Source organism: Sediminibacterium sp. FW305-C-269 (assembly GCF_058231045.1).
Map to the genome: position 1 here is coordinate 174,166 of NZ_JBIQXQ010000001.1, position 18,914 is coordinate 193,079.

Annotated in this window: 14 protein-coding genes; 4 read left to right on the top strand and 10 right to left on the bottom strand. The window is 48.1% G+C overall.

All coding sequences use genetic code 11. The annotated features are described in order from the left end of the window. Positions 1-24: 24 nt before the first annotated feature. On the bottom strand, positions 25-582 hold the full coding sequence (locus tag ACH3Y6_RS00755; RefSeq protein WP_490833651.1) for a helix-turn-helix domain-containing protein: 558 nt from the start codon (positions 580-582) through the stop codon (positions 25-27). Between the two features lie 9 nt (positions 583-591). Continuing rightward, on the bottom strand, positions 592-2,163 hold the full coding sequence (locus tag ACH3Y6_RS00760; protein WP_490833652.1) for a serine hydrolase domain-containing protein: 1,572 nt from the start codon (positions 2,161-2,163) through the stop codon (positions 592-594). A 329-nt stretch (positions 2,164-2,492) separates the two neighbouring features. Here ACH3Y6_RS00760 and ACH3Y6_RS00765 point away from each other — a divergent pair, with 329 nt between their 5' ends. Next, positions 2,493-5,765 carry a S41 family peptidase gene (locus tag ACH3Y6_RS00765; RefSeq protein ID WP_490833653.1) on the top strand — a complete coding sequence of 1,091 codons (3,273 nt, stop codon included), beginning with the start codon at positions 2,493-2,495 and terminating at the stop codon, positions 5,763-5,765. 123 nt (positions 5,766-5,888) lie between these two features. Here the strand turns inward: ACH3Y6_RS00765 and ACH3Y6_RS00770 are convergent, their stop codons facing one another. Beyond that, a complete protein-coding gene (locus ACH3Y6_RS00770; RefSeq protein WP_490833654.1) occupies positions 5,889-7,916 on the bottom strand; it encodes an alpha-ketoacid dehydrogenase subunit alpha/beta in 2,028 nt (675 codons plus the stop codon). Between the two features lie 666 nt (positions 7,917-8,582). Between ACH3Y6_RS00770 and ACH3Y6_RS00775 the strand changes: the two genes are divergently transcribed. Beyond that, positions 8,583-9,800, top strand: coding sequence for an ATP-binding protein (locus ACH3Y6_RS00775; protein ID WP_490833655.1), 1,218 nt, complete (start codon positions 8,583-8,585; stop codon positions 9,798-9,800). Between the two features lie 750 nt (positions 9,801-10,550). Here the strand turns inward: ACH3Y6_RS00775 and ACH3Y6_RS00780 are convergent. Beyond that, a complete protein-coding gene (locus ACH3Y6_RS00780; RefSeq protein WP_490833656.1) occupies positions 10,551-11,318 on the bottom strand; it encodes a Bax inhibitor-1/YccA family protein in 768 nt (255 codons plus the stop codon). A 347-nt stretch (positions 11,319-11,665) separates the two neighbouring features. Next, positions 11,666-12,526, bottom strand: coding sequence for a polysaccharide deacetylase family protein (locus ACH3Y6_RS00785; protein WP_490833657.1), 861 nt, complete (start codon positions 12,524-12,526; stop codon positions 11,666-11,668). Positions 12,527-12,669: 143 nt separating this feature from the next. Here ACH3Y6_RS00785 and ACH3Y6_RS00790 point away from each other — a divergent pair, with 143 nt between their 5' ends. Together ACH3Y6_RS00790 and ACH3Y6_RS00795 are read left to right on the top strand one after the other, a co-directional pair. Beyond that, complete coding sequence (locus ACH3Y6_RS00790) at positions 12,670-14,517, top strand: 2-oxoacid:acceptor oxidoreductase subunit alpha (protein WP_490833658.1); 1,848 nt, start codon at positions 12,670-12,672, stop codon at positions 14,515-14,517. A 65-nt stretch (positions 14,518-14,582) separates the two neighbouring features. Further along, positions 14,583-14,909 (top strand): MmcQ/YjbR family DNA-binding protein, encoded by a 327-nt coding sequence (locus tag ACH3Y6_RS00795; RefSeq protein WP_490833659.1) that lies wholly within the window; start codon positions 14,583-14,585, stop codon positions 14,907-14,909. A 163-nt stretch (positions 14,910-15,072) separates the two neighbouring features. On the opposite strand, the gene nth is transcribed toward ACH3Y6_RS00795, so the two are convergent. The 5 genes from nth to eno form a co-directional block, all read right to left on the bottom strand. After that, positions 15,073-15,717, bottom strand: a complete 645-nt coding sequence (gene nth, locus ACH3Y6_RS00800; protein WP_490833660.1) for an endonuclease III — start codon at positions 15,715-15,717, stop codon at positions 15,073-15,075. 81 nt (positions 15,718-15,798) lie between these two features. Continuing rightward, positions 15,799-16,689 (bottom strand): alpha/beta hydrolase, encoded by an 891-nt coding sequence (locus ACH3Y6_RS00805; protein WP_490833661.1) that lies wholly within the window; start codon positions 16,687-16,689, stop codon positions 15,799-15,801. A 125-nt stretch (positions 16,690-16,814) separates the two neighbouring features. After that, the gene (locus ACH3Y6_RS00810) at positions 16,815-17,033 is read right to left on the bottom strand and encodes a hypothetical protein (RefSeq protein WP_490833662.1); all 219 of its coding nucleotides are present in this window, start codon (positions 17,031-17,033) and stop codon (positions 16,815-16,817) included. 104 nt (positions 17,034-17,137) lie between these two features. Beyond that, positions 17,138-17,440, bottom strand: a complete 303-nt coding sequence (locus tag ACH3Y6_RS00815; protein WP_490833663.1) for an FtsB family cell division protein — start codon at positions 17,438-17,440, stop codon at positions 17,138-17,140. A gap of 164 nt (positions 17,441-17,604) precedes the next feature. Then, a complete protein-coding gene (eno, locus tag ACH3Y6_RS00820) occupies positions 17,605-18,897 on the bottom strand; it encodes a phosphopyruvate hydratase (RefSeq protein ID WP_490833664.1) in 1,293 nt (430 codons plus the stop codon). Positions 18,898-18,914 lie beyond the last annotated feature (17 nt).

The window sequence follows — 18,914 nt, forward strand, 5'->3', positions numbered from 1 at the left end:
CTGGGTAAGATTTATATTCTGTTGTCAGATACCATCAATCGGTTTACGCAGATGAATCCCCAACGCTTTGAATTGAGAGGGCGTTAGCCCGGTAACTTTTTTAAACTGAGCCGACAAATGCGCGGAACTGCTATACCCTAATTGAAAAGAGATATCATTCAGCGTCATCTCGTTATAAGCAAGCAACTCCTTGGCCTTTTCTATTTTCTGCAGTATCACATATTGTTCTATGGTAACCCCTTCCGTTTCTGAAAACAGTTTACTGATCACCGAATATTCCTTATTCAAAGATTTAGCCAGGATTTCAGGAAAAGGGAACTTCTCATCTCCTTTGTGATGTATCTGTTCTATTACGATGGTTTTCACCCTGTCAATCAGCTGTTTCCTGGCATCATCCAGTAATTCAAAGCCTATTTCCTGCAGGCGTTCAGATAGTTGGTAGCGCTGGGCTGTTGTAGGTTCTTCCTGCAACACCACTTCACCCAGTTGTACATGCTGTACCGGTAACTGCATTTGCTGCAATATTTCGCTCACCGCAGTTATGCAGCGGGCACAGACCATATTCTTAATATACAATTTCAAACCTGGTGTCTATTTTTCTAAGGATCGGATATGGTATTCCTGTATCAATCCGGGGTTTTCAGGTGTAAGGGTAAAACTCACCCAAACATTCGCCTTTTCTCCCTCCATAATGAAATAACCGCGCAACTGGTTTTCGGGAACCAGTTCCTGCACGGACAGTATTTTGCCGGCTTTGGCAAATACCGCATTGGCTTCTTTCTTCAGAGCATCCGTAAAATAATCAGCGAAGAAATTCTCAGCAAAGATGCCCGAGCTTTCCGCATCAGAAAAGTCAGGCAATAACTTCACCAACTGGTCTCTCCGTTTGGTTAATATGTCCGAAGGAGGCAATTGGCGGGCTTGTATTTTGGACAGACGCAGCAAGGTATCCATCACCATCACATTGGCAAAGGCTGTAGGCGCATAGGTCACATTGGCAAAGAAGATAACCCCCAAACCATATTGTGGCGCAAAGGACCAGTTACTGCCAAAACCGGGCAGACCGCCGGTATGCCCCACGGTTTCACGTCCCTCGCAGTCCGCTGCCCAGCGTAATCCATAAGCATAAGCACCAGCCTGTGCACAGGCGCGTCCGCTGGGATACCTGTATCCTGCATTCAGCGAGGCAAAACGCCAGGGCTGGTGCATTTCGCGAAGTGAGCTTCTCTTTATGGGTCCGGCATCTGCATCATTCCTTACGGGCCATGCCTGCTGGTGCAGAGCCACATATTTACTGAACGATTCGATGGAAGTGATCATACCTCCCATGGCTCCGTAAATACCATCATGTAATAAAGCTTCTTCTCTCCAGTTGTCATTGATCCAACGATACCCATGTGCCAGTTCGTTCGCAGGTACTTTGGTATATTCCCATTGCGCCTGGTTCATGCCCAATGGTTTCCAGATACTTTTCTCAATATACTCGCTGTAAGGCATGCCCGTTACTTTTTTGATGATGTAACCCTGCATGGCAAACCCCATATTGCTGTATTCATAGGCAATACCGGGTGCATTGGAGAACGAGATCCCTTTTTTGATCATGGCTATCAGTTCCGCATCCGTATCTGCCAGCTGGCGGTCGCCCCAGGGATTGTCTTCCGGAAAACCGGCCGAATGTGTCAGCAAATGACGGATGGTGATCTCAGGCGCATCTTTTGTTATCTTCTGTCCTTTCATTTCAGGGATATAGAGATATACGGGGTCATCCAGTTTCAGCTTGCCCTCATCGCGAAGCTTCAGTATGGCCATGGAAGTAAAGCTCTTGCTCATAGAAGCGATCCGGAACATGGACCGGGTAGTGGCCGGTGTCTTCTTTTCAATGTCGGTATACCCTCCGCCACCCGAGAAAACCAGTTTACCATCGAGCATGATACCGAATGCATAACCTGGGAAATGATTCTTCTCCGCATAGTCCTTGTACAGCTTTTCAACCAGCGGAAAATAAGCTGAGAGCTTCTCCAGCCTGTCTGCATCTGTAAATACCGGCGGACGGTAGGATGCATTGGGATTGCTAACAACCATTTTGTTCTGGGCCAGAACAACAAAAGACGACAGCAGCAGTAGCAGCGAAAATGCAGATCTGAGAAAACGGTATGGGTACATAAGTTTTGTTTTATCAAACATTCAAGTTAGCTAAAAATAACGTGTTTTGCTCTATTGAAGCCTCTGCTAAAACTCCCTGTTCTCCTATTCTCTACGGTGAATAACCTTCCGAACAATTGCAAACGGCCTTTTTGTAAGGTTTTTTTCACCGCGGAGAACAGGAGGAGCAGAGGTTTCGCAGAGGGTCTCCGATTATAGTAAGAAGTTAATAGGAGCGCAACACGTTAAAATAAATAAAGCATGCTGCCCCTTCCTTTACCGGTTATCCTTTCCAGAGATAGACTTTCTGCTATTCTTTGAGTACATTAGACAGACTAAAACTCACTGTTATGAAATACCGTTTAGCCTTTGGCAGAGGATTACTCTCCTGTCTTGCCCTCTTGCTTGCAACCAATATGGTCATAGCACAAGGCACCATGCTGCTCCGACAACCGGATGTCAGTAAAGACCAGATCGTGTTTGTGCATGGCGATGACCTATGGGTCGTGGGACGTGAGGGTGGAGATGCACGGAGACTGACCAGTGCATTGGGCACGGAAAGCAATCCTAAATTCAGCCCCGACGGCAAGTGGATCGCTTTCACCGGTCAGTACGATGGTAATACGGATGTGTACCTGATACCCTCGCAGGGTGGTGAACCCAAACGTCTTACCTGGCATCCTTCTGCCGACATGGTACAGGGTTGGACACCGGATGGCAAATCCATCTATTTCACTTCCGGCAGGGAAGGTTTTCCAACGGCCACTACCCGGTTTTATACCATCAGTGTAACAGGCGGAATGGCGCAACCCATGATACTGCCTTTCGGTTATGCAGGAAGCCTCTCTGAAGACGGGCAACAGATGGCATACCAGCCTTCTCCACTCTGGGACGTTGAGTGGCGCAACTATCGTGGCGGACAGGCTCAGCCCATCTGGATCTTTGACATGAAAACAAAGGAGACCGCAAAGACCAAACAGGGCGATAAGGAACGACACAGCAGTCCCGTATGGGCAAATGGTATCCTGTATTTTTTGTCGGAACAGGATTACATCAATAACGTATGGTCGTATGACCCCAAAAGCAAACAACAGAAACAACTGACTTTTCATAAGGACTTTGACATCAAGAACCTGTCTGCCCATGACCAGACACTGGTATACGAACAGGGTGGTTACCTGCATAGTTTCGACCTGACCACCAACAAAGGCAAACAGCTCGCCATACAGGCAGCGGGCGATCTGAACTGGGGCAGGCCCAGGTGGAACAACCTGGGAGCTGCCTCCTTTATCAACGCAAGTCTCTCACCCACCGGCAAACGCGCTTTGTTTGAAAGCAGGGGCGAAATTTTCACCGTACCCAAAGAGAATGGCGACTGGCGCAACATCACCCGTTCCACCGGCGCTGCCGACCGTTACCCGGCCTGGTCGCCCGACGGACAAAAGATCGCCTGGTTCTCTGATGCCAGTGGCGAATACCAGCTCATGGTAGGCGATCAGTCGGGACTGCAGGCACCCAAAGCATATCCCATACCCAACCATACTTTTTATTTCTTACCGGCCTGGTCGCCCGATGGTAAATACATCGCGTTCACCGATACCGATTATAATATCTGGTATGTAGACCTGGCCACCGGTTCGGTAAAGCTGGTTGATACAGACCGCCTGGCGCATCCGAACCGTACCATGAACCCCGTTTGGTCGCCCGACAGCAAATGGATCGCTTATGTGCAGATACAGGAGAACCAGTTCAAAGCGGTGAAACTGTACAGTCTGGAAACAGCCAAAAGCACCCGTTTAACAGATGGCCTGTCCGATGCCATCGATCCGCAATGGGATGAGAGTGGCAAATACCTCTATTTCCTGGCGAGCACCGATTATGGTCTGAGTACCGGATGGCTGGATATGAGCAGCTACAATTATCCCGTTAACCGCGCTTTATATGTAGCGGTATTAAGTAAAGATGCCCCCTCACCATTTGAACCCAAAAGTGATGAAGAGCCTGCCAAAGAAGAGAAAAAGCCAGGCGATACTTCCAAAGCTTCCGCCAGACCAACCGGTGGTGGCGTAAAAGTGAAGATCGATTTTGATGGAATAGAACAGCGCATTCTTTCCATCAATCTCCCCGCCAGGAATTACGTTGAATTGATCGCCGGCCCTGAAGGAACCGTTTTCTATTCAGAAGCCATCCAGAATGAGCCGGGTGTGGTATTATCGCGTTACAGCCTGAAAGACAAAAAAGGAACTGAATTTGGTAGAACGGTTTTCAGCAGCTCTACCAGCTTCGACAGGAAAAGCCTGTTATTCCGGAACAATGCCGGCTGGTTCATCACCGGAACCATGGCGCCTCCCAGACCAGGTGAAGGGCGCCTGGCAGTTGAGGGCATGAAAGTATTGGTGGATCCGGGTAAGGAAGCTGAACAGATCTACCGGGAAGGCTGGCGTTTTCAGCGCGACTTTTTATACGTGGACAATGTGCATGGCGCACCTTGGGACCAGGTATACAACTGGTACAAACCCTGGGTAGCACATGTAAAACATCGTTCAGACCTGAATTATATCATCGACATATTAGGCGGCGAAGTATCTGTAGGGCACTCTTTCACCCGTGGCGGCGATTTCCCCGATGTGCCCAATGTGCCGATCGGTTTGCTGGGTGCTGATTACAGTATCGACAACGGATACTTCAGAATCAAAAAGATCTATACCGGTGAGAACTGGAATCCGGAACTGCGCGCCCCGCTCAGTGGTCCGGGCATAGATGTGAAAGAAGGCGACTACCTGGTGGAAGTGGATGGCAAAACACTGACTGCCTCGATGAACCTGTATAGTTTGTTTGAAGCAACTGCCAACAGGCAGGTGAAGATCCGCGTAAACAGCAAACCCGGAATGGAAGGCGCCAGAACGGTAACCGTGGTACCCATTGCCAATGAAGGTGCTTTACGCTCACGCAACTGGGTAGAGAATAACCGGAAAAAAGTGGATGCCTTATCAGACGGTAAACTGGCTTATGTATATGTACCCAATACCGGAAATCCGGGATACACGTATTTTAACCGCTACTATTTTTCGCAGCAGGATAAAAAAGGCGCCATCATTGATGAAAGGAATAACGGCGGAGGTTCTGCTGCCGATTATATGATCGATATCATGAGCCGTAAACTACAGGGCTATTTTAACAACCGGGTAGCCGGCCACAAACTTTCCACCACACCCATGGCGGGGATCTGGGGACCCAAAGTGATGATCATTAATGAAAATGCAGGATCAGGCGGAGACCTGTTACCCTATATGTTCCATAAAATGAAAATAGGACCATTGGTAGGCACCCGAACCTGGGGTGGACTGGTAGGTACCTGGGATACACCTCCCTTCATTGATGGCGGAACCATGGTAGCACCAAGAGGTGGTTTTATTGATACAGACGGACAATGGGCCGTAGAAGCTGTTGGCGTGTCACCTGACATAGAAGTATTACAGGATCCGAAAGCCATTATCGAAGGCCATGATCCGCAACTGGAAAAAGCGGTACAGGAAGCATTGAGATTATTACCCACACAAGGTATTCAACTGAAAAAAGAACCTGCACCACCGATCCGCTACCATCGGCCTACAGGAAAATAAAATAACAAAATACAAACCGCGCCCTTGCGCCTTGGCGGGAAAATTTCTCGCAAAGACGCAAGGGCGCGGTTATTATGAGTATGCTATTAAGGATCTGCCGATTTTCAATAGCCAGGCTGGTCCTTAATACTTCAGCAATTTCTGTACATAAGTATCCAGCCTGCTTTTGGCCAGGAAATGCTTCTCCAGTTCCATATTAAACGGAATAGGCGTATCGAGTGATGCACAACGTAATACCGGCGCATCCAGCAGCTCAAAACAATGTTCACTGATCCAGGCGCTGATCTCTCCGCCGATACCTCCGGTCAGTGTGTCTTCATGCAACAACAGCACTTTACCTGTTTGTGTAACCGCTTCCTGTATGGCCGCGTAGTCCAGTGGCAATAAAGTTCTCAGGTCCAGTATATGCAGGGAGATCTCCGGGTGCTGCTCCTGGTATTCCATGGCCCAGTGTACCCCAGATCCATACGTGATCACAGTAATATCCTTTCCCTCCCGAACCAGTCTTGCTTTACCGATCTCCACTTCATAATAGGTTTCGGGTACGGGACCACTGACACTCCGGTACAAAGCCTTGTGCTCAAAGAACATCACGGGGTTAGGATCATTGATGGCTGCGATCAGCAAACCCTTGGCATCATGCGGCGTGGAAGGATATACCACTTTTAAACCCGGCACATGCGTGAACCAGGCTTCGTTGCTCTGCGAATGAAAAGGACCGGCACCTACGCCAGCACCTGTTGGCATACGGATGACCACATCCGCATGTTGTCCCCAGCGGTAATGGATCTTGGCAAGGTTGTTCACGATCTGGTTAAAACCCACCGTCACAAAATCAGCAAACTGCATTTCCATCACCGACTTGAATCCTTCCAAGCTCAATCCCAGCGCACTGCCGACAATCGCGCTTTCGCAGAGAGGCGTATTGCGTACCCTCGCTTTTCCAAACACATCCACAAAACCTTCGGTGATCTTGAATGCGCCGCCGTATTCGGCAATATCCTGTCCCATCAGAACCAGGTTGGCATGTTTCTCCATACTTTGACGGAGGGCGGACTGGATGGCGTCAACGAATCGTGAATCGTGAGTCGTCAATCGTGAGTCGTCAATCGTGAGTGGAGAGTGATGGTTGATGACGGGTGCCACTGACGACTCAGGATTCACGACTGACCTGTCAGCATACACATCCTGCAGTTCTTCTTTCGTATCGGGTACTATCGCCGATACCTGGGCCGCCAGCTGCAATTCTGTTTCTATCTGGTGTTTGCATTCGTTCCTGATATCGGCCACCTGCCTTTCAGAAAGTATCTGCTGTTCTACCAGGAACTGTTCATAGTTACTGATCGGATCTTTCCGGCCCCACTCTTCAAACAATTCTTTCGGAACATATTTGGTGCCGCTGGCTTCTTCGTGTCCGCGCATGCGGAAGGTCATACACTCCACCAGGTAAGGTTTCTGTTCACGGATGCAATATTCACGCACACCTTTGATGGTGTCGTACACCGATAATATGTTGTTACCGTCTATCCGTACTCCTTCCATGCCATAGCCACGGGCTTTGTCTACCAGGCTTTCGCAGCGGTATTGTTCATTCACAGGTGTACTGAGACCATAACCATTGTTCTCTATGATGAAGATCACCGGCAGGTTCCACACGGCTGCCACATTCAGTGCCTCATGAAAGTCGCCCTCACTGGTGCCGCCATCGCCACTGAAAGCAAGTGAAACTTTTTTCTCCCCGCGAAGCTGGTGGGCCAATGCCACACCATCTGCAATGGCCAGCTGCGGTCCCAGGTGTGAGATCATACCACAGATATGATGTTCCCTGGTCCCGAAATGAAAACTTCTTTCCCTCCCCTTACTGTAGCCTTCCTTATTACCCTGCCACTGCATGAACAGTTTATGCAGCGGCATTCCGCGTGAGGTAAAGACCCCCAGGTTACGGTGCAGGGGCATGATCCACTCATCCTGCTGCAAAGCCATGGTGGCGCCTACCGAGATCGCTTCCTGCCCAATACCACTGAACCACTTACTGATCTTTCCCTGCCGCAACAGCACCAGCATTTTTTCCTCTATCATACGCGGCAATAACAGGTTACGGTAAATGCTGATCAGTTCTTCGTTCGTGTAAGCTTGTCTGTTGAAATCCATGTCGGGAATTTTTATGCAATGTCCGATCGGCAGGCGTGAGTTGTGAGTGGTGAGTCGGCAGTTGTGAATAGTCAATTGTGAATGTTTTTTGTCAATTCACTCCCACTCCCTAGTCACCACTCACAACTGCCGATTCACGCTTACCGATCGATCCCCCAAGTTACTGCATTTCGCTTGCGCATAAAAAAAGCCACCCGGAAAGGATGGCTTTTGTAAGCAGATCAATCTTCCCTTCTACGTAGGGTCTCCCCAGCGGGGGACCCTACGCTTAGAATCACCGCTCTGTCATTGTTCCACACATCATAGCACAGAAAACCAAGTGAGGTCAATATCCTGCAACTCCCAATATGTAATAACAGGATATACGCTTTGTTCACCCATATAATAATAGCGGGCTGAGCTGTGCAGGTAATCTTCCGGCAGTCCGCCTGCAGCGGTTGATTGCGGGTTGTACGCTGGGGGAATTCGTGTTTCTAAAAAACGGAGGCTTATATTGAGTACTTTGTAATACTAAGCGAAGGGTCCCCCGCCGGGGAGACCCTTCGAAGAAGGAAAATTAGAAAAAATGGCAAAAAAGTCCCCTTTTTCAGTATTTCGTTTTCTAAGCAAAAATCCTAAAAGTTCTATTTTACGATAAGTTTTAGGAATTTTACTTATCTTTGTCTTATGCAAACAATAACCCGAAAACGATATTTGGATACACTTCGTGTTCTAAAAGACAAGAATCTAATTAAAGTTGCCACAGGCGTTAGGCGTTGTGGGAAATCAACTTTAATGACACAGTTTCAGGATTTGTTGCGTAAAGAAAACCCGAAAGTTTCCATTTTGGCAATCAATATGGATATGCCTGAATTTCGGTTTTTGGCTGAAAAACATTGGAAAGAAATTTACGATTATATCGTAAAGAACCTAAAAAAGAACGTAACCAATTATGTGTTTATTGACGAGGTGCAAAACGTTGCAGAATTTGAAAAACTTTTGGAAGGTTTGTATGTCCACCCGAACATTGATTTGTACGTTACAGGTTCTAACGCATTTTTGTTGAGTAGCGAACTTGCGACCTTGTTAACAGGCAGAGCCTATGAAATAAATGTGTTACCGTTTTCATTTGCCGAATTTTTAGAGTTTACAGGCAAAACTGTAAATCCTGACCGTGCTTTTGCGGACTATATTCGTATAGGCGGTTTTCCCGAAGCGGTGCGACTTTCGGCAGACGGAAACAATTTTGCGAATGAGTATTTGCAAACCGTTTTCAAAAACATTTACGAAAACGACATTTCAAAACGACACACTATTTATGGAAAAGAATCGTATCAAGAAGTCGTAAACTTTCTAATAGATTCAGTTGGTTCAAGCGTTTCGGCAGGAAACATTGCAAAAGTTTTAACTGCTAACAAAAAGAAAATTGACAATAAAACCGTTTCAAAATACATTGACACATTAGTTGAAGCATATTTGTTTTACAAGGTAAATCGCTACGACATCAAAGGCAAACAACATTTGGCAACGCAAGAAAAATACTATTTGGTGGACCTGGGTTTCCGCAACGCACTGCTTGGAAAAGAATTGGTAAGCGATGCAGGACATTTACTTGAGAACATCATTTACCTTGAACTGAAACGAAGAAACAATCAAGTGTGGATTGGAAAAACAAACAACTTAGAAGTTGATTTTGTTGTTCGCAACAACGAAGGTTTTACGCAGTACATACAGGTTTCGCAGACTGTACAAAACGCAACGACATTAGAACGTGAATTAGCACCATTTGACACTATTGCCGACCATCACGACAAACTTTTAATTACAATGGACTACGACACGGGAACGTACAACGGAGTAAAAAAGATAAATGCATTAGACTGGCTGACAATACCTGAAAAATAAGGGCGAAACGTCAACATCGGTTTTGCAAGAGAGCGGACGAAGTACTTCGCTTGAAACTTTTTTGCCATCTTTAAAGTCCGAGCTTCGGTTGAAAGTTAGTGCTAAAAATCCGCTCCCTCGCAAAGCCGAAAACCGTTGGTGGCCATTGTAAGGCGACGCTAAAACAAGAACAAACAGGCAAATATCACAAGTAAAATATGCCTACAGAAAACATTTTGACATCAGATCACCAATAACAGGATATACGCTTTCCCTTCTGCGAAGGGTCTCCCCGGCGGGGGACCCTACGCTTAGAATCACTGCTCTGTCACTGTTTCACTCATCATAGCACAGAAAACCAAGTAAGGTCAATATCCTGCAACTCCATATAGGTAATAACAGGATATACACCTTGTTCACCTGTATAATAATAGCGGGCTGAACTGTGCAGGTAGTCTTCCGGCAGTCCGCCTGCAGCGGTTGATTGGGGTTTGTACCCAGGGAATTTGCATTTCTAAAAAAGGAGACCTGTACTGAGTGTTTTGTAATACTAAGCGAAGGGTCCCCCGCTGGGGAGACCCTTCGAAGAAGGCATCTTCAAGCGTGAGGCGTGAATGGTGAATGGGCTGTTCCCAACCCACTCCCTACTCACAACTCACAACTCACGCCTGACGATTCACGCCTCCCGATCGCCCCCAAGTTACTGCATTTCGCCTGCGCATAAAAAAAGCCACCCGGAAAGGATGGCTTTTGTAAGCAGATCAATATTGTTTAGTCGCGGCTGCCCAGTTTGCTCAGCAGTTTCAGCATTTCAATGTATAACCATACCAGGGTCACCATCAAACCGAAAGCACCGAACCATTCCATGAACTTGGGCGCACCTCTTTCGGCACCTTGTTCAATCATATCAAAGTCCAGGATCAGGTTCAGAGCAGCGATGGCCACCACGAACAGACTGATACCAATGCTCAGCATACTACTATCGTACATGAAACTCACATTCACCCCGAATAAACGGAGGATCATGGTGAGCAGGTAGAACAGGGCAATACCCAGGGTAGCGGCGAAGATCACCGATTTGAATTTTTCCGTAGCGCGGATCACGCGGAAATTATACAGCAGGAATACCGCCATGGCCACACCGAAAGTGAGACCAACCGCCTGCATGACCAGGCCGGGGTATTTTTCAGCAAAAGCCGCATTCAGGATAGCAGAGATCCCACCTACGAACAGACCTTCCAGCAAACCGTACAGGGGGGCCAGGTAAGGCGCCCAGTTGGGTTTGAAAGAGATGGCCACAGCCGTGATCAATCCGCCAAAAATACCTACCATCATCAGCGTGTTCATGAGGCCATTCTGTGCCTGGTCGAACAGGTGCCAGCTGTACGCCGCTCCCGCGATGATCATCAGTAAGAGGAAACCGAATTTATTAAGGGTACCACGCACACTCATAGTGCCCTGCATATTGGATTCAATATGCAGACTCCTGTCGAACATTTTCTCCGTCAGCGTAGGATTACCTGATTTAAAAATTGCCATAGTTTGAATTTTAGTAAGTACAAATATACGGAATTAGCACAGCCTTCTGAAGGCCGATTCTTTAAGGAAACTCTAAAATTCGGAGGTCCTGAACCGGCAGTCGTGAGTGGTGAGTGGTCAGTAGGGAGGGTGAATTGTCAATGGTGAAGGGTGAAAGGGGGTCCACCACCCACTCACTACTTACGATTCACGTCTTACGGCCCCAGTTTCTTCAGCCCCCCGATCGAGCGGATTGCCGATTCACAATTGCCAATTGACACGTCAATCGTGAGTGGTGAGTGGTGAATCGTCAGTGATTGGGTGATGGTAAACTGATCACTCCCTACTCACCACTCACGATTCACGTCTCACGGCTTCAGTTTCTTCAGTCCCGGGTAATGATCCACGGTTTCGAACACATAATCGGGGTGCTGTTTCAGGATGCGGATGAACCTGGCCAGTGAATCCGAATCGCCGGGACGGCGGAACATCCGGTCGTGGGTCAGAATGACCAGGTGGTTGGGAACATGGGTGTTTTTCTTAATAAATGCACTGTCAACCTCACGGGCAAGGGTAACCGGTGATTGTACCGGGCGGGCCGATTTCCGGTTAAAATCCCATTCCAGGTCCCAACCGATCACATTATACCCGGCGCTGTCCAGCAGCCTGGCCAGGGGTCGGGCAAGGGAGGTTGCTTTTACCTCATCTTGCCTTACCCAGGAGCGGTTACCGGGAAAACGAGCGATCAGGTAAGGTACCTGCAAAGACTGCTGTGCCCGGAACATATCGGCCGCTGCCTGCTCTGGATGATGATAAAAATTCAGGTATTGGTTATTGGCATGGGAAAAACTGTGGTTGGCCAGCGTTACCCGGGGATACGCCGAACGGATCATATTCACGATCTCGCGCCCGTCCGATTTCAGGTTGGCATGCAGTCCTACCATAAAAAAGCTGGCTTTCACCGCTTCTGTACGGCAGAGATTGAAACAGGTGACGGTACCGAGTTGCGGGCCGTCATCAAACGTAAGATAGATGTATTTTTTAGTGCTGTCGTAGGTAAAAACCCCGCTGGCCGCAGTTCGAGGGGATGGGGCGGGAACCTGTGGGGCCGCATGGAAGCGGGCCAGGCTGTTGGTAACATACAGCAGCCCGGCAATTCCCAGTACCACCAGGAATACCCCTCCCATGAGGGTATTTTTTGATACGCGTAAAAAAACCTGATCTTTCATTTGGCGGCGAAGGTAATTATTGTAATGATTCTGCAAGAAACCGGCTTGTTATGTGCGAAAAAATAACGACCTTACAAGCCTTTAAAAATCATGTTTTTCATGCCCGGTTATCCAGTAACTTTGCGGGCACAATTTATTCCTCGATGGCTAATCAAGAAGAACTACTGCAAGATGTTGTGATCAAATTTGCAGGCGACAGTGGAGACGGTATGCAGCTTACCGGACAACAATTTACCAACAATACCGCGATGCTGGGGATAGACCTGGCTACTTTTCCGGACTTTCCGGCGGAGATCCGTGCCCCGATCGGCACATTACCGGGTGTGAGTGGTTTTCAGTTGCACTTTTCCTCCAACAAGGTATTTACACCGGGCGATATCGCCGATGTACTGGTTGCCATGAATGCAGCCGCCCTGAAAGTAAACCTGAAAGCGATCAAACCGGGAGGTAAGATCATCGTAAACACAGAAGGTTTTGACGTAAAGAACCTGCGCCTGGCCAATTATCCGGATGGAGTGAATCCACTGGAAGACGATAGCCTCAGCAGTTATGACGTCATTAAAATAGATGTGACCAAACTTACCCGCGAAGCCCTGAAAGATTTTCCGGAGCTGGGTAACAAGGAAAGGGACCGCGCCAAGAACATGTTCGTTCTCGGTTTCATCTACTGGATGTACAACCGCAGCCTGGATACCACCATCGCGTTCCTGAAAGAAAAATTCGGCAAGAAACCAGTTATCCTCAACAGTAATATCAAAGTATTACAGGCGGGTTATAACTATGGTGATACCACTGAAACTTTCACTACCCGTTACAAGGTGGAAAAAGCCAAAATGGAACCCGGTCTGTACCGCAGCATCATGGGTAATGAATCACTGGCTATGGGACTGATCGCCGCAGGAGAAAAAAGCGGATTACCCATTTTCCTGGGTACCTACCCCATCACCCCTGCTTCCGATATCCTGCATGAACTGAGCAAGTATAAGAACTTCGGTATCCGTACTTTCCAGGCAGAAGATGAGATCGCCGGTATTGCATCGGCCATCGGAGCCAGTTATGGCGGATCACTGGGTATCACTTCCACTTCCGGACCAGGTATGGCACTGAAAACAGAAGCCATGGGACTGGCCGTCATGCTGGAAATTCCGCTGGTGATCGTGAACATCCAGAGAGGCGGACCTTCTACCGGTTTGCCCACCAAGACCGAGCAGAGCGACCTGTTACAGGCCTACTACGGACGTAATGGTGAGTGCCCGATGCCGATCGTGGCTTCCTCTACCCCCAGCGACTGTTTTGAAGTAGCTTATGAAGCCGTACGTATTGCGGTGCAACATATGACACCCGTGATCATCCTGAGCGACGGATATATTGCCAACGGTGCAGAACCCTGGAAATTCCCGACCGCTGCAGAACTGCCCGAGATCAAGGTTAGTTTCAAAAAAGGACTGGCTGACGACGAACCCAAGTTCCAGCCTTACAGAAGGGATGAGAAACTGGCACGTCCATGGGCCATTCCCGGAACACCCGGACTGGAACACAGGATCGGTGGTCTGGAAAAACAGGATATTACCGGTAATATTAACTACGAACCTGAGAACCACCAGCACATGGTGAACACCCGCCAGGCAAAAGTTGATAAGATCGCAGACTATATTCCTTTACAGAAGATAGACAGCGGCGCCGAAAAAGGAAAAGTACTGGTACTGGGATGGGGATCTACCTATGGTTCCATCAAGAGTGCCGTACTGGAACTGCAGGCCCAAGGTCATAGCGTAAGCCATGCACATATCCGCTATATGCGCCCGTTCCCGAAAAATCTCGGAGAGATCATCGGTAACTTCGAAAAAGTGCTGATCCCTGAGATTAACAATGGCCAGCTGGTCAAGATCATCCGCGACCAGTTCCTGGTGGATGCCAAAGCTTACAATAAAGTGATGGGTATCCCTATCACCAAAGGAGAGCTGATCAGCACCATTAAAAAGATGTTGTAAGATCTTTTCAAAAAATATAAGCCCTGCGGATTTGTTTTACCCGCAGGGCTTTTTATTTTAACCGCATGGATATTGAACAACTCAGGGAATACTGTCTGCAGAAACCACGCGTGGAAGAGGACCTGCCTTTCGGGCCCAACACACTCGTGTTCAAAGTGAATGGCAAAATTTTCCTGCTGGCCGGGCTGGATAACCATCCCCTCCGGTTCAATGTAAAATGCCATCCCGACCGGGCCATTGAGTTACGGGAAGAATACCCTGATCATGTATTACCCGGCTTCCACATGAATAAAAAACACTGGAACACCGTTGTGGTGGATGGCGTCATCCCCGGAAAAGAACTGAAAGCTTTTATCGATCACTCGTATGAACTCGTAAGGGGGAAGAAGTGAAGCGGCGGTCGTGAATCGTTAGTAGGGAGTAGTGAGTGGTCAGTAGGGAGTGAGAAATTTCGTATACGGCTATTCCTACTTGTGTCAATGGTCAATTGTCAATTGTGAATGGTGAATGGGTTAGCTCACGATTGACAATTGACCATTGACAACTTCCTACTCACTACTCACGGTTCTTCCGGTAATACGTGCAGACCTCCGTAAACATACATTCGCCACATTTAGGATTTCGGGCAAGGCAAACATAACGTCCGTGCAGGATCAGCCAGTGATGCGCTTTGTGCACCATTTCTTTGGGTATATGTTTGATCAGTTCTTTTTCTACGGCCAGCGGCGTAGAAGCTTTTTGAGATACCAATCCCAATCGTTTACTTACCCGGAACACATGTGTGTCCACAGCCATATTCGGCTGTTCATCGATCACACTGGTGATCACATTGGCCGTTTTTCTGCCTACGCCGGGGAGTTTTACCAGTTCATCCACCGTCATGGGTACATTGCCGCCGAATTGTTCCAGCAGCATATTCGCCATGCCGATCAGGTGTTTGGTCTTGTTATTTGGGTAGGAAATACTCCGGATCAGCGGGAACAATTCATCAAATGTGGCTTTGGCCATTTGTTCCGGACCGGGATACCGCTCGAATATGGCGGGCGTGGTAAGGTTCACGCGTTTGTCCGTACACTGTGCCGACAATATCACAGCCACCAACAGTTGAAACGGATTGTCGTAGATAAGTTCCGTTTCCGCATCAGGTGAGTTCTTCTGGAAATAGTCCAGTATTAACCGGTAACGTTCTTTTTTTGTCATCTATACAAATAACCTATACGGCGCCTTGGTTCCTTGGTATGAGAATCGATCTTCACACAAAGGCACCAAGGCACAGTTTTTTTATTGATTAAAACTTTCACCGATGAATTTCAGTGCATCGGTAATACCGGTACGCCAGTAGGTCCAGGTATGGGCACCATCGCGAACGCGGTATTCATGCGGCACGCGTTTTTCAGTGAGCGCAATATGCAACAGGCAATTGCCCTTGGTAAGAAAATCATCATCGCCGCAATCGATCCAGTAGCGGACCTTTTTCAGGTCATCCACCGATTTGGTTTCAACGATCTTGAGGATGGAATTATCATACCAGGCTTTGGTCAAACGGTCTTTGTCTTTCAGGTCGCGACCGTATAACTGTCCGAAAGTGCGAGCCCAGCTGGCTTCAGCCGTACTGACTATCGCATCATCATCTAACACGGCAGCGCTCAGCGGTGCGGCAGCAGCAAACAACTCGGGATGTTTGAGCGACAGGATCAGTGTACCATAACCGCCCATCGACAATCCCGCAACACCACGGTATTTCTTTTCAGCCTTGATGCGGTAAGTTTTTTCGATCGAAGGCATGAATTCTTTCACAAAAAAATCTTCGTATCGTTCCTTGCCATCATAAGCATTGATATACCAGGTAGAATCTGCATCGGGCATAACAATGATCATCGGCGGAATCGTTCCTTCTGCAATGGCTTTATCAGCATACCGGTTGACCTCCCCGAACTGCAGCCAACCCGTGTTATCATCTGTATACCCATGTAACAGGTACACTACGGGATAGGTGCGGCTGGAACTTTCGTAATCAGCAGGCAGGTACACGGTATAATGAACCTCTTTGCCCATGATGGCGCTCTTGACCGTTCTGGTCTCATATACTTTACCCTGCGGTTGTGCCATGGATGACACGCTCAGGAACAAAGCCAGTAACAGCAAAGGGATCTTGCAAAAAACAGTTTTCATATCTCCTTTTTTAGTGAAGATAAATGTACTTCAAAACAGGGTGATACAAACGTCGCGGCGCAATAATTGATATGAATTTTCACAAGCAGGCAAGAGCACAGGAACAAATAACAGGCAGGAACTTCCTATTTCCGGTTGGCGTGCTGCAGAATGGTTTTGACAGACAGCTTTGAGGGCGATTTGAGTTTGAGCTTATCCAGCTGGCGTATGGTCCGGCGCAGTACCTGTAAACGGTCGTACAGTTCCAGGTCTTCTTCCAGCGCCGCTTCTATGGTGGCACTCATTTTGGGTGAACAATCCTTGTACAAATACAGGATCAGATCCTCTTCCTTAATTTTTTTCATAGCACGGGATAACACATCTTAAAATAAGAGGATACGGCGTGTATATAAAACGGAGAAGGGAACAGAATATTGTTGACTGGCGGGCCAACGTTTTTACGGGAAAATTATTTTTTCAGGTCGGCAGAATCTTCAATAATGTAGATATCCTCCCCATCGCGCTTCATCAGGTAACGCTCGCGGGCAAATTTTTCGAGGGCTGCGGGGTTATTCTGCAGGTCCTGCAGCTGTTTTTTGGTCTTTTCTATCTCCTGCACATAATAACGCTTTTTGGCCTCCAGTTTATCGAGCTCGGCCTGCCTTTCGCGTTGCTGAAAATAATCGCGCTGGTCAAAAAACAGCATCCATACTACAAAAAACACAGAGGCAACCAGGTATTTGTTGGTAAGTATGGCGGCCGTTTTTTTCATGATGGGTGAAAGTATTAGTGGCTACAGCAGTGAAAATAGAAAATTAGTATTCCGGACAAGCAAACAACTAATCAACAGGTGTGAAGAACTGGCTGTGAGCAACCAGCTATGAGCTGTGAGCCAAAAAACATTCTGCTCACAGCTCACAGCCAAAAGCTCTTAGCTTATTTAGAACCAAACTTGATCTTTCCTTTGGGATAAAGGCCGGTGTTACCCAGCATCTCTTCGATACGGATCAGTTGATTGTATTTGGCGATACGGTCGGTACGTGATGCAGAACCGGTCTTGATCTGTCCGCAATTCAATGCCACGGCCAGGTCAGCGATAGTGGTATCTTCCGTTTCACCGCTGCGGTGACTCATGATGGTGTTGTAGCCATTATGCTGCGCCAGGCTTACCGCGTTGATGGTTTCGGTAAGGGTTCCGATCTGGTTCACTTTCACCAGCAGTCCGTTGGCGATACCTTTATCGATACCGGTCTGTAAACGGTTCACATTGGTCACGAACAGGTCATCACCCACCAGCTGGCACTTGCTGCCTACGGCCTGTGTCAGGGCTTTCCAGCCATTCCAGTCGTCTTCGGCCATACCGTCCTCGATAGAAACGATCGGGTATTGTTTCACCCATTTCTCCCAGAATTTCACCAGTTCATCGCTGCTCAGGGCTTTGCCGCTGCTCTTATGGAACACGTATTTTTTCTTCTTGGCATCCCATAATTCGCTGTTGGCCGCATCCATCGCGATCACTACCTGTGAGCCGGTTTTGTAACCAGCCTGGGTAATGGCTTCCAGTACGGTTTCGATGGCTTCCTCGTTGCTCTGGATATTCGGTGCAAATCCACCCTCATCACCTACGTTGGTGCTGAATCCTTTTTTCTTCAGTACGCTTTTCAGCACGTGGAAGATCTCCACACCCCAGCGCAGTCCTTCACTGAATGAAGGGGCGCCTACCGGCATGATCATGAATTCCTGGAAATCGATCTTATTATCAGCGTGCGCACCACCGTTGAGGATGTTCATCATCGGGATGGGCAGGGTTTTTGCGTTGGTACCGCCGATGTAGCGGAACAGGGGCAGACCGGCTTCTTCCGCTGCGGCTTTGGCCACGGCCATACTTACGGCCAGGATGGCGTTGGCGCCCAGCTTGGTCTTGTTGGGTGTGCCATCCAGTGCGATCATCGCTTCATCAATAGCAGCCTGCTGGGCCACATCAAAACCTACAATGCCTTCAGAAATGATATCGTTCACGTTCTTTACTGCTTTCAGAACGCCTTTTCCTGCATATTTCTTCTTGTCGTTATCACGCAGTTCCGCTGCTTCGTGAATACCGGTACTGGCACCACTGGGTACTGCCGCACGGCCAATGACACCGTCATCGGTCACTACATCTACTTCTACGGTGGGATTACCGCGGCTGTCTAAGATCTGGCGGGCGTGTACTTCAATAATGTAACTCATGTTGGATTGCTTGTTGG

What these genes read in the sequence shown, in the direction of transcription:
- ACH3Y6_RS00760 (WP_490833652.1), bottom strand. Translation starts at nt 2,163, where the DNA reads ATGTACCCATACCGTTTTCTCAGATCTGCATTTTCGCTGCTACTGCTG.
- ACH3Y6_RS00765 (WP_490833653.1), top strand. Translation starts at nt 2,493, where the DNA reads ATGAAATACCGTTTAGCCTTTGGCAGAGGATTACTCTCCTGTCTTGCC.
- ACH3Y6_RS00770 (WP_490833654.1), bottom strand. Translation starts at nt 7,916, where the DNA reads ATGGATTTCAACAGACAAGCTTACACGAACGAAGAACTGATCAGCATT.
- ACH3Y6_RS00775 (WP_490833655.1), top strand. Translation starts at nt 8,583, where the DNA reads ATGCAAACAATAACCCGAAAACGATATTTGGATACACTTCGTGTTCTA.
- ACH3Y6_RS00780 (WP_490833656.1), bottom strand. Translation starts at nt 11,318, where the DNA reads ATGGCAATTTTTAAATCAGGTAATCCTACGCTGACGGAGAAAATGTTC.
- ACH3Y6_RS00785 (WP_490833657.1), bottom strand. Translation starts at nt 12,526, where the DNA reads ATGAAAGATCAGGTTTTTTTACGCGTATCAAAAAATACCCTCATGGGA.
- ACH3Y6_RS00790 (WP_490833658.1), top strand. Translation starts at nt 12,670, where the DNA reads ATGGCTAATCAAGAAGAACTACTGCAAGATGTTGTGATCAAATTTGCA.
- ACH3Y6_RS00795 (WP_490833659.1), top strand. Translation starts at nt 14,583, where the DNA reads ATGGATATTGAACAACTCAGGGAATACTGTCTGCAGAAACCACGCGTG.
- nth (WP_490833660.1), bottom strand. Translation starts at nt 15,717, where the DNA reads ATGACAAAAAAAGAACGTTACCGGTTAATACTGGACTATTTCCAGAAG.
- ACH3Y6_RS00805 (WP_490833661.1), bottom strand. Translation starts at nt 16,689, where the DNA reads ATGAAAACTGTTTTTTGCAAGATCCCTTTGCTGTTACTGGCTTTGTTC.
- ACH3Y6_RS00810 (WP_490833662.1), bottom strand. Translation starts at nt 17,033, where the DNA reads ATGAAAAAAATTAAGGAAGAGGATCTGATCCTGTATTTGTACAAGGAT.
- ACH3Y6_RS00815 (WP_490833663.1), bottom strand. Translation starts at nt 17,440, where the DNA reads ATGAAAAAAACGGCCGCCATACTTACCAACAAATACCTGGTTGCCTCT.
- eno (WP_490833664.1), bottom strand. Translation starts at nt 18,897, where the DNA reads ATGAGTTACATTATTGAAGTACACGCCCGCCAGATCTTAGACAGCCGC.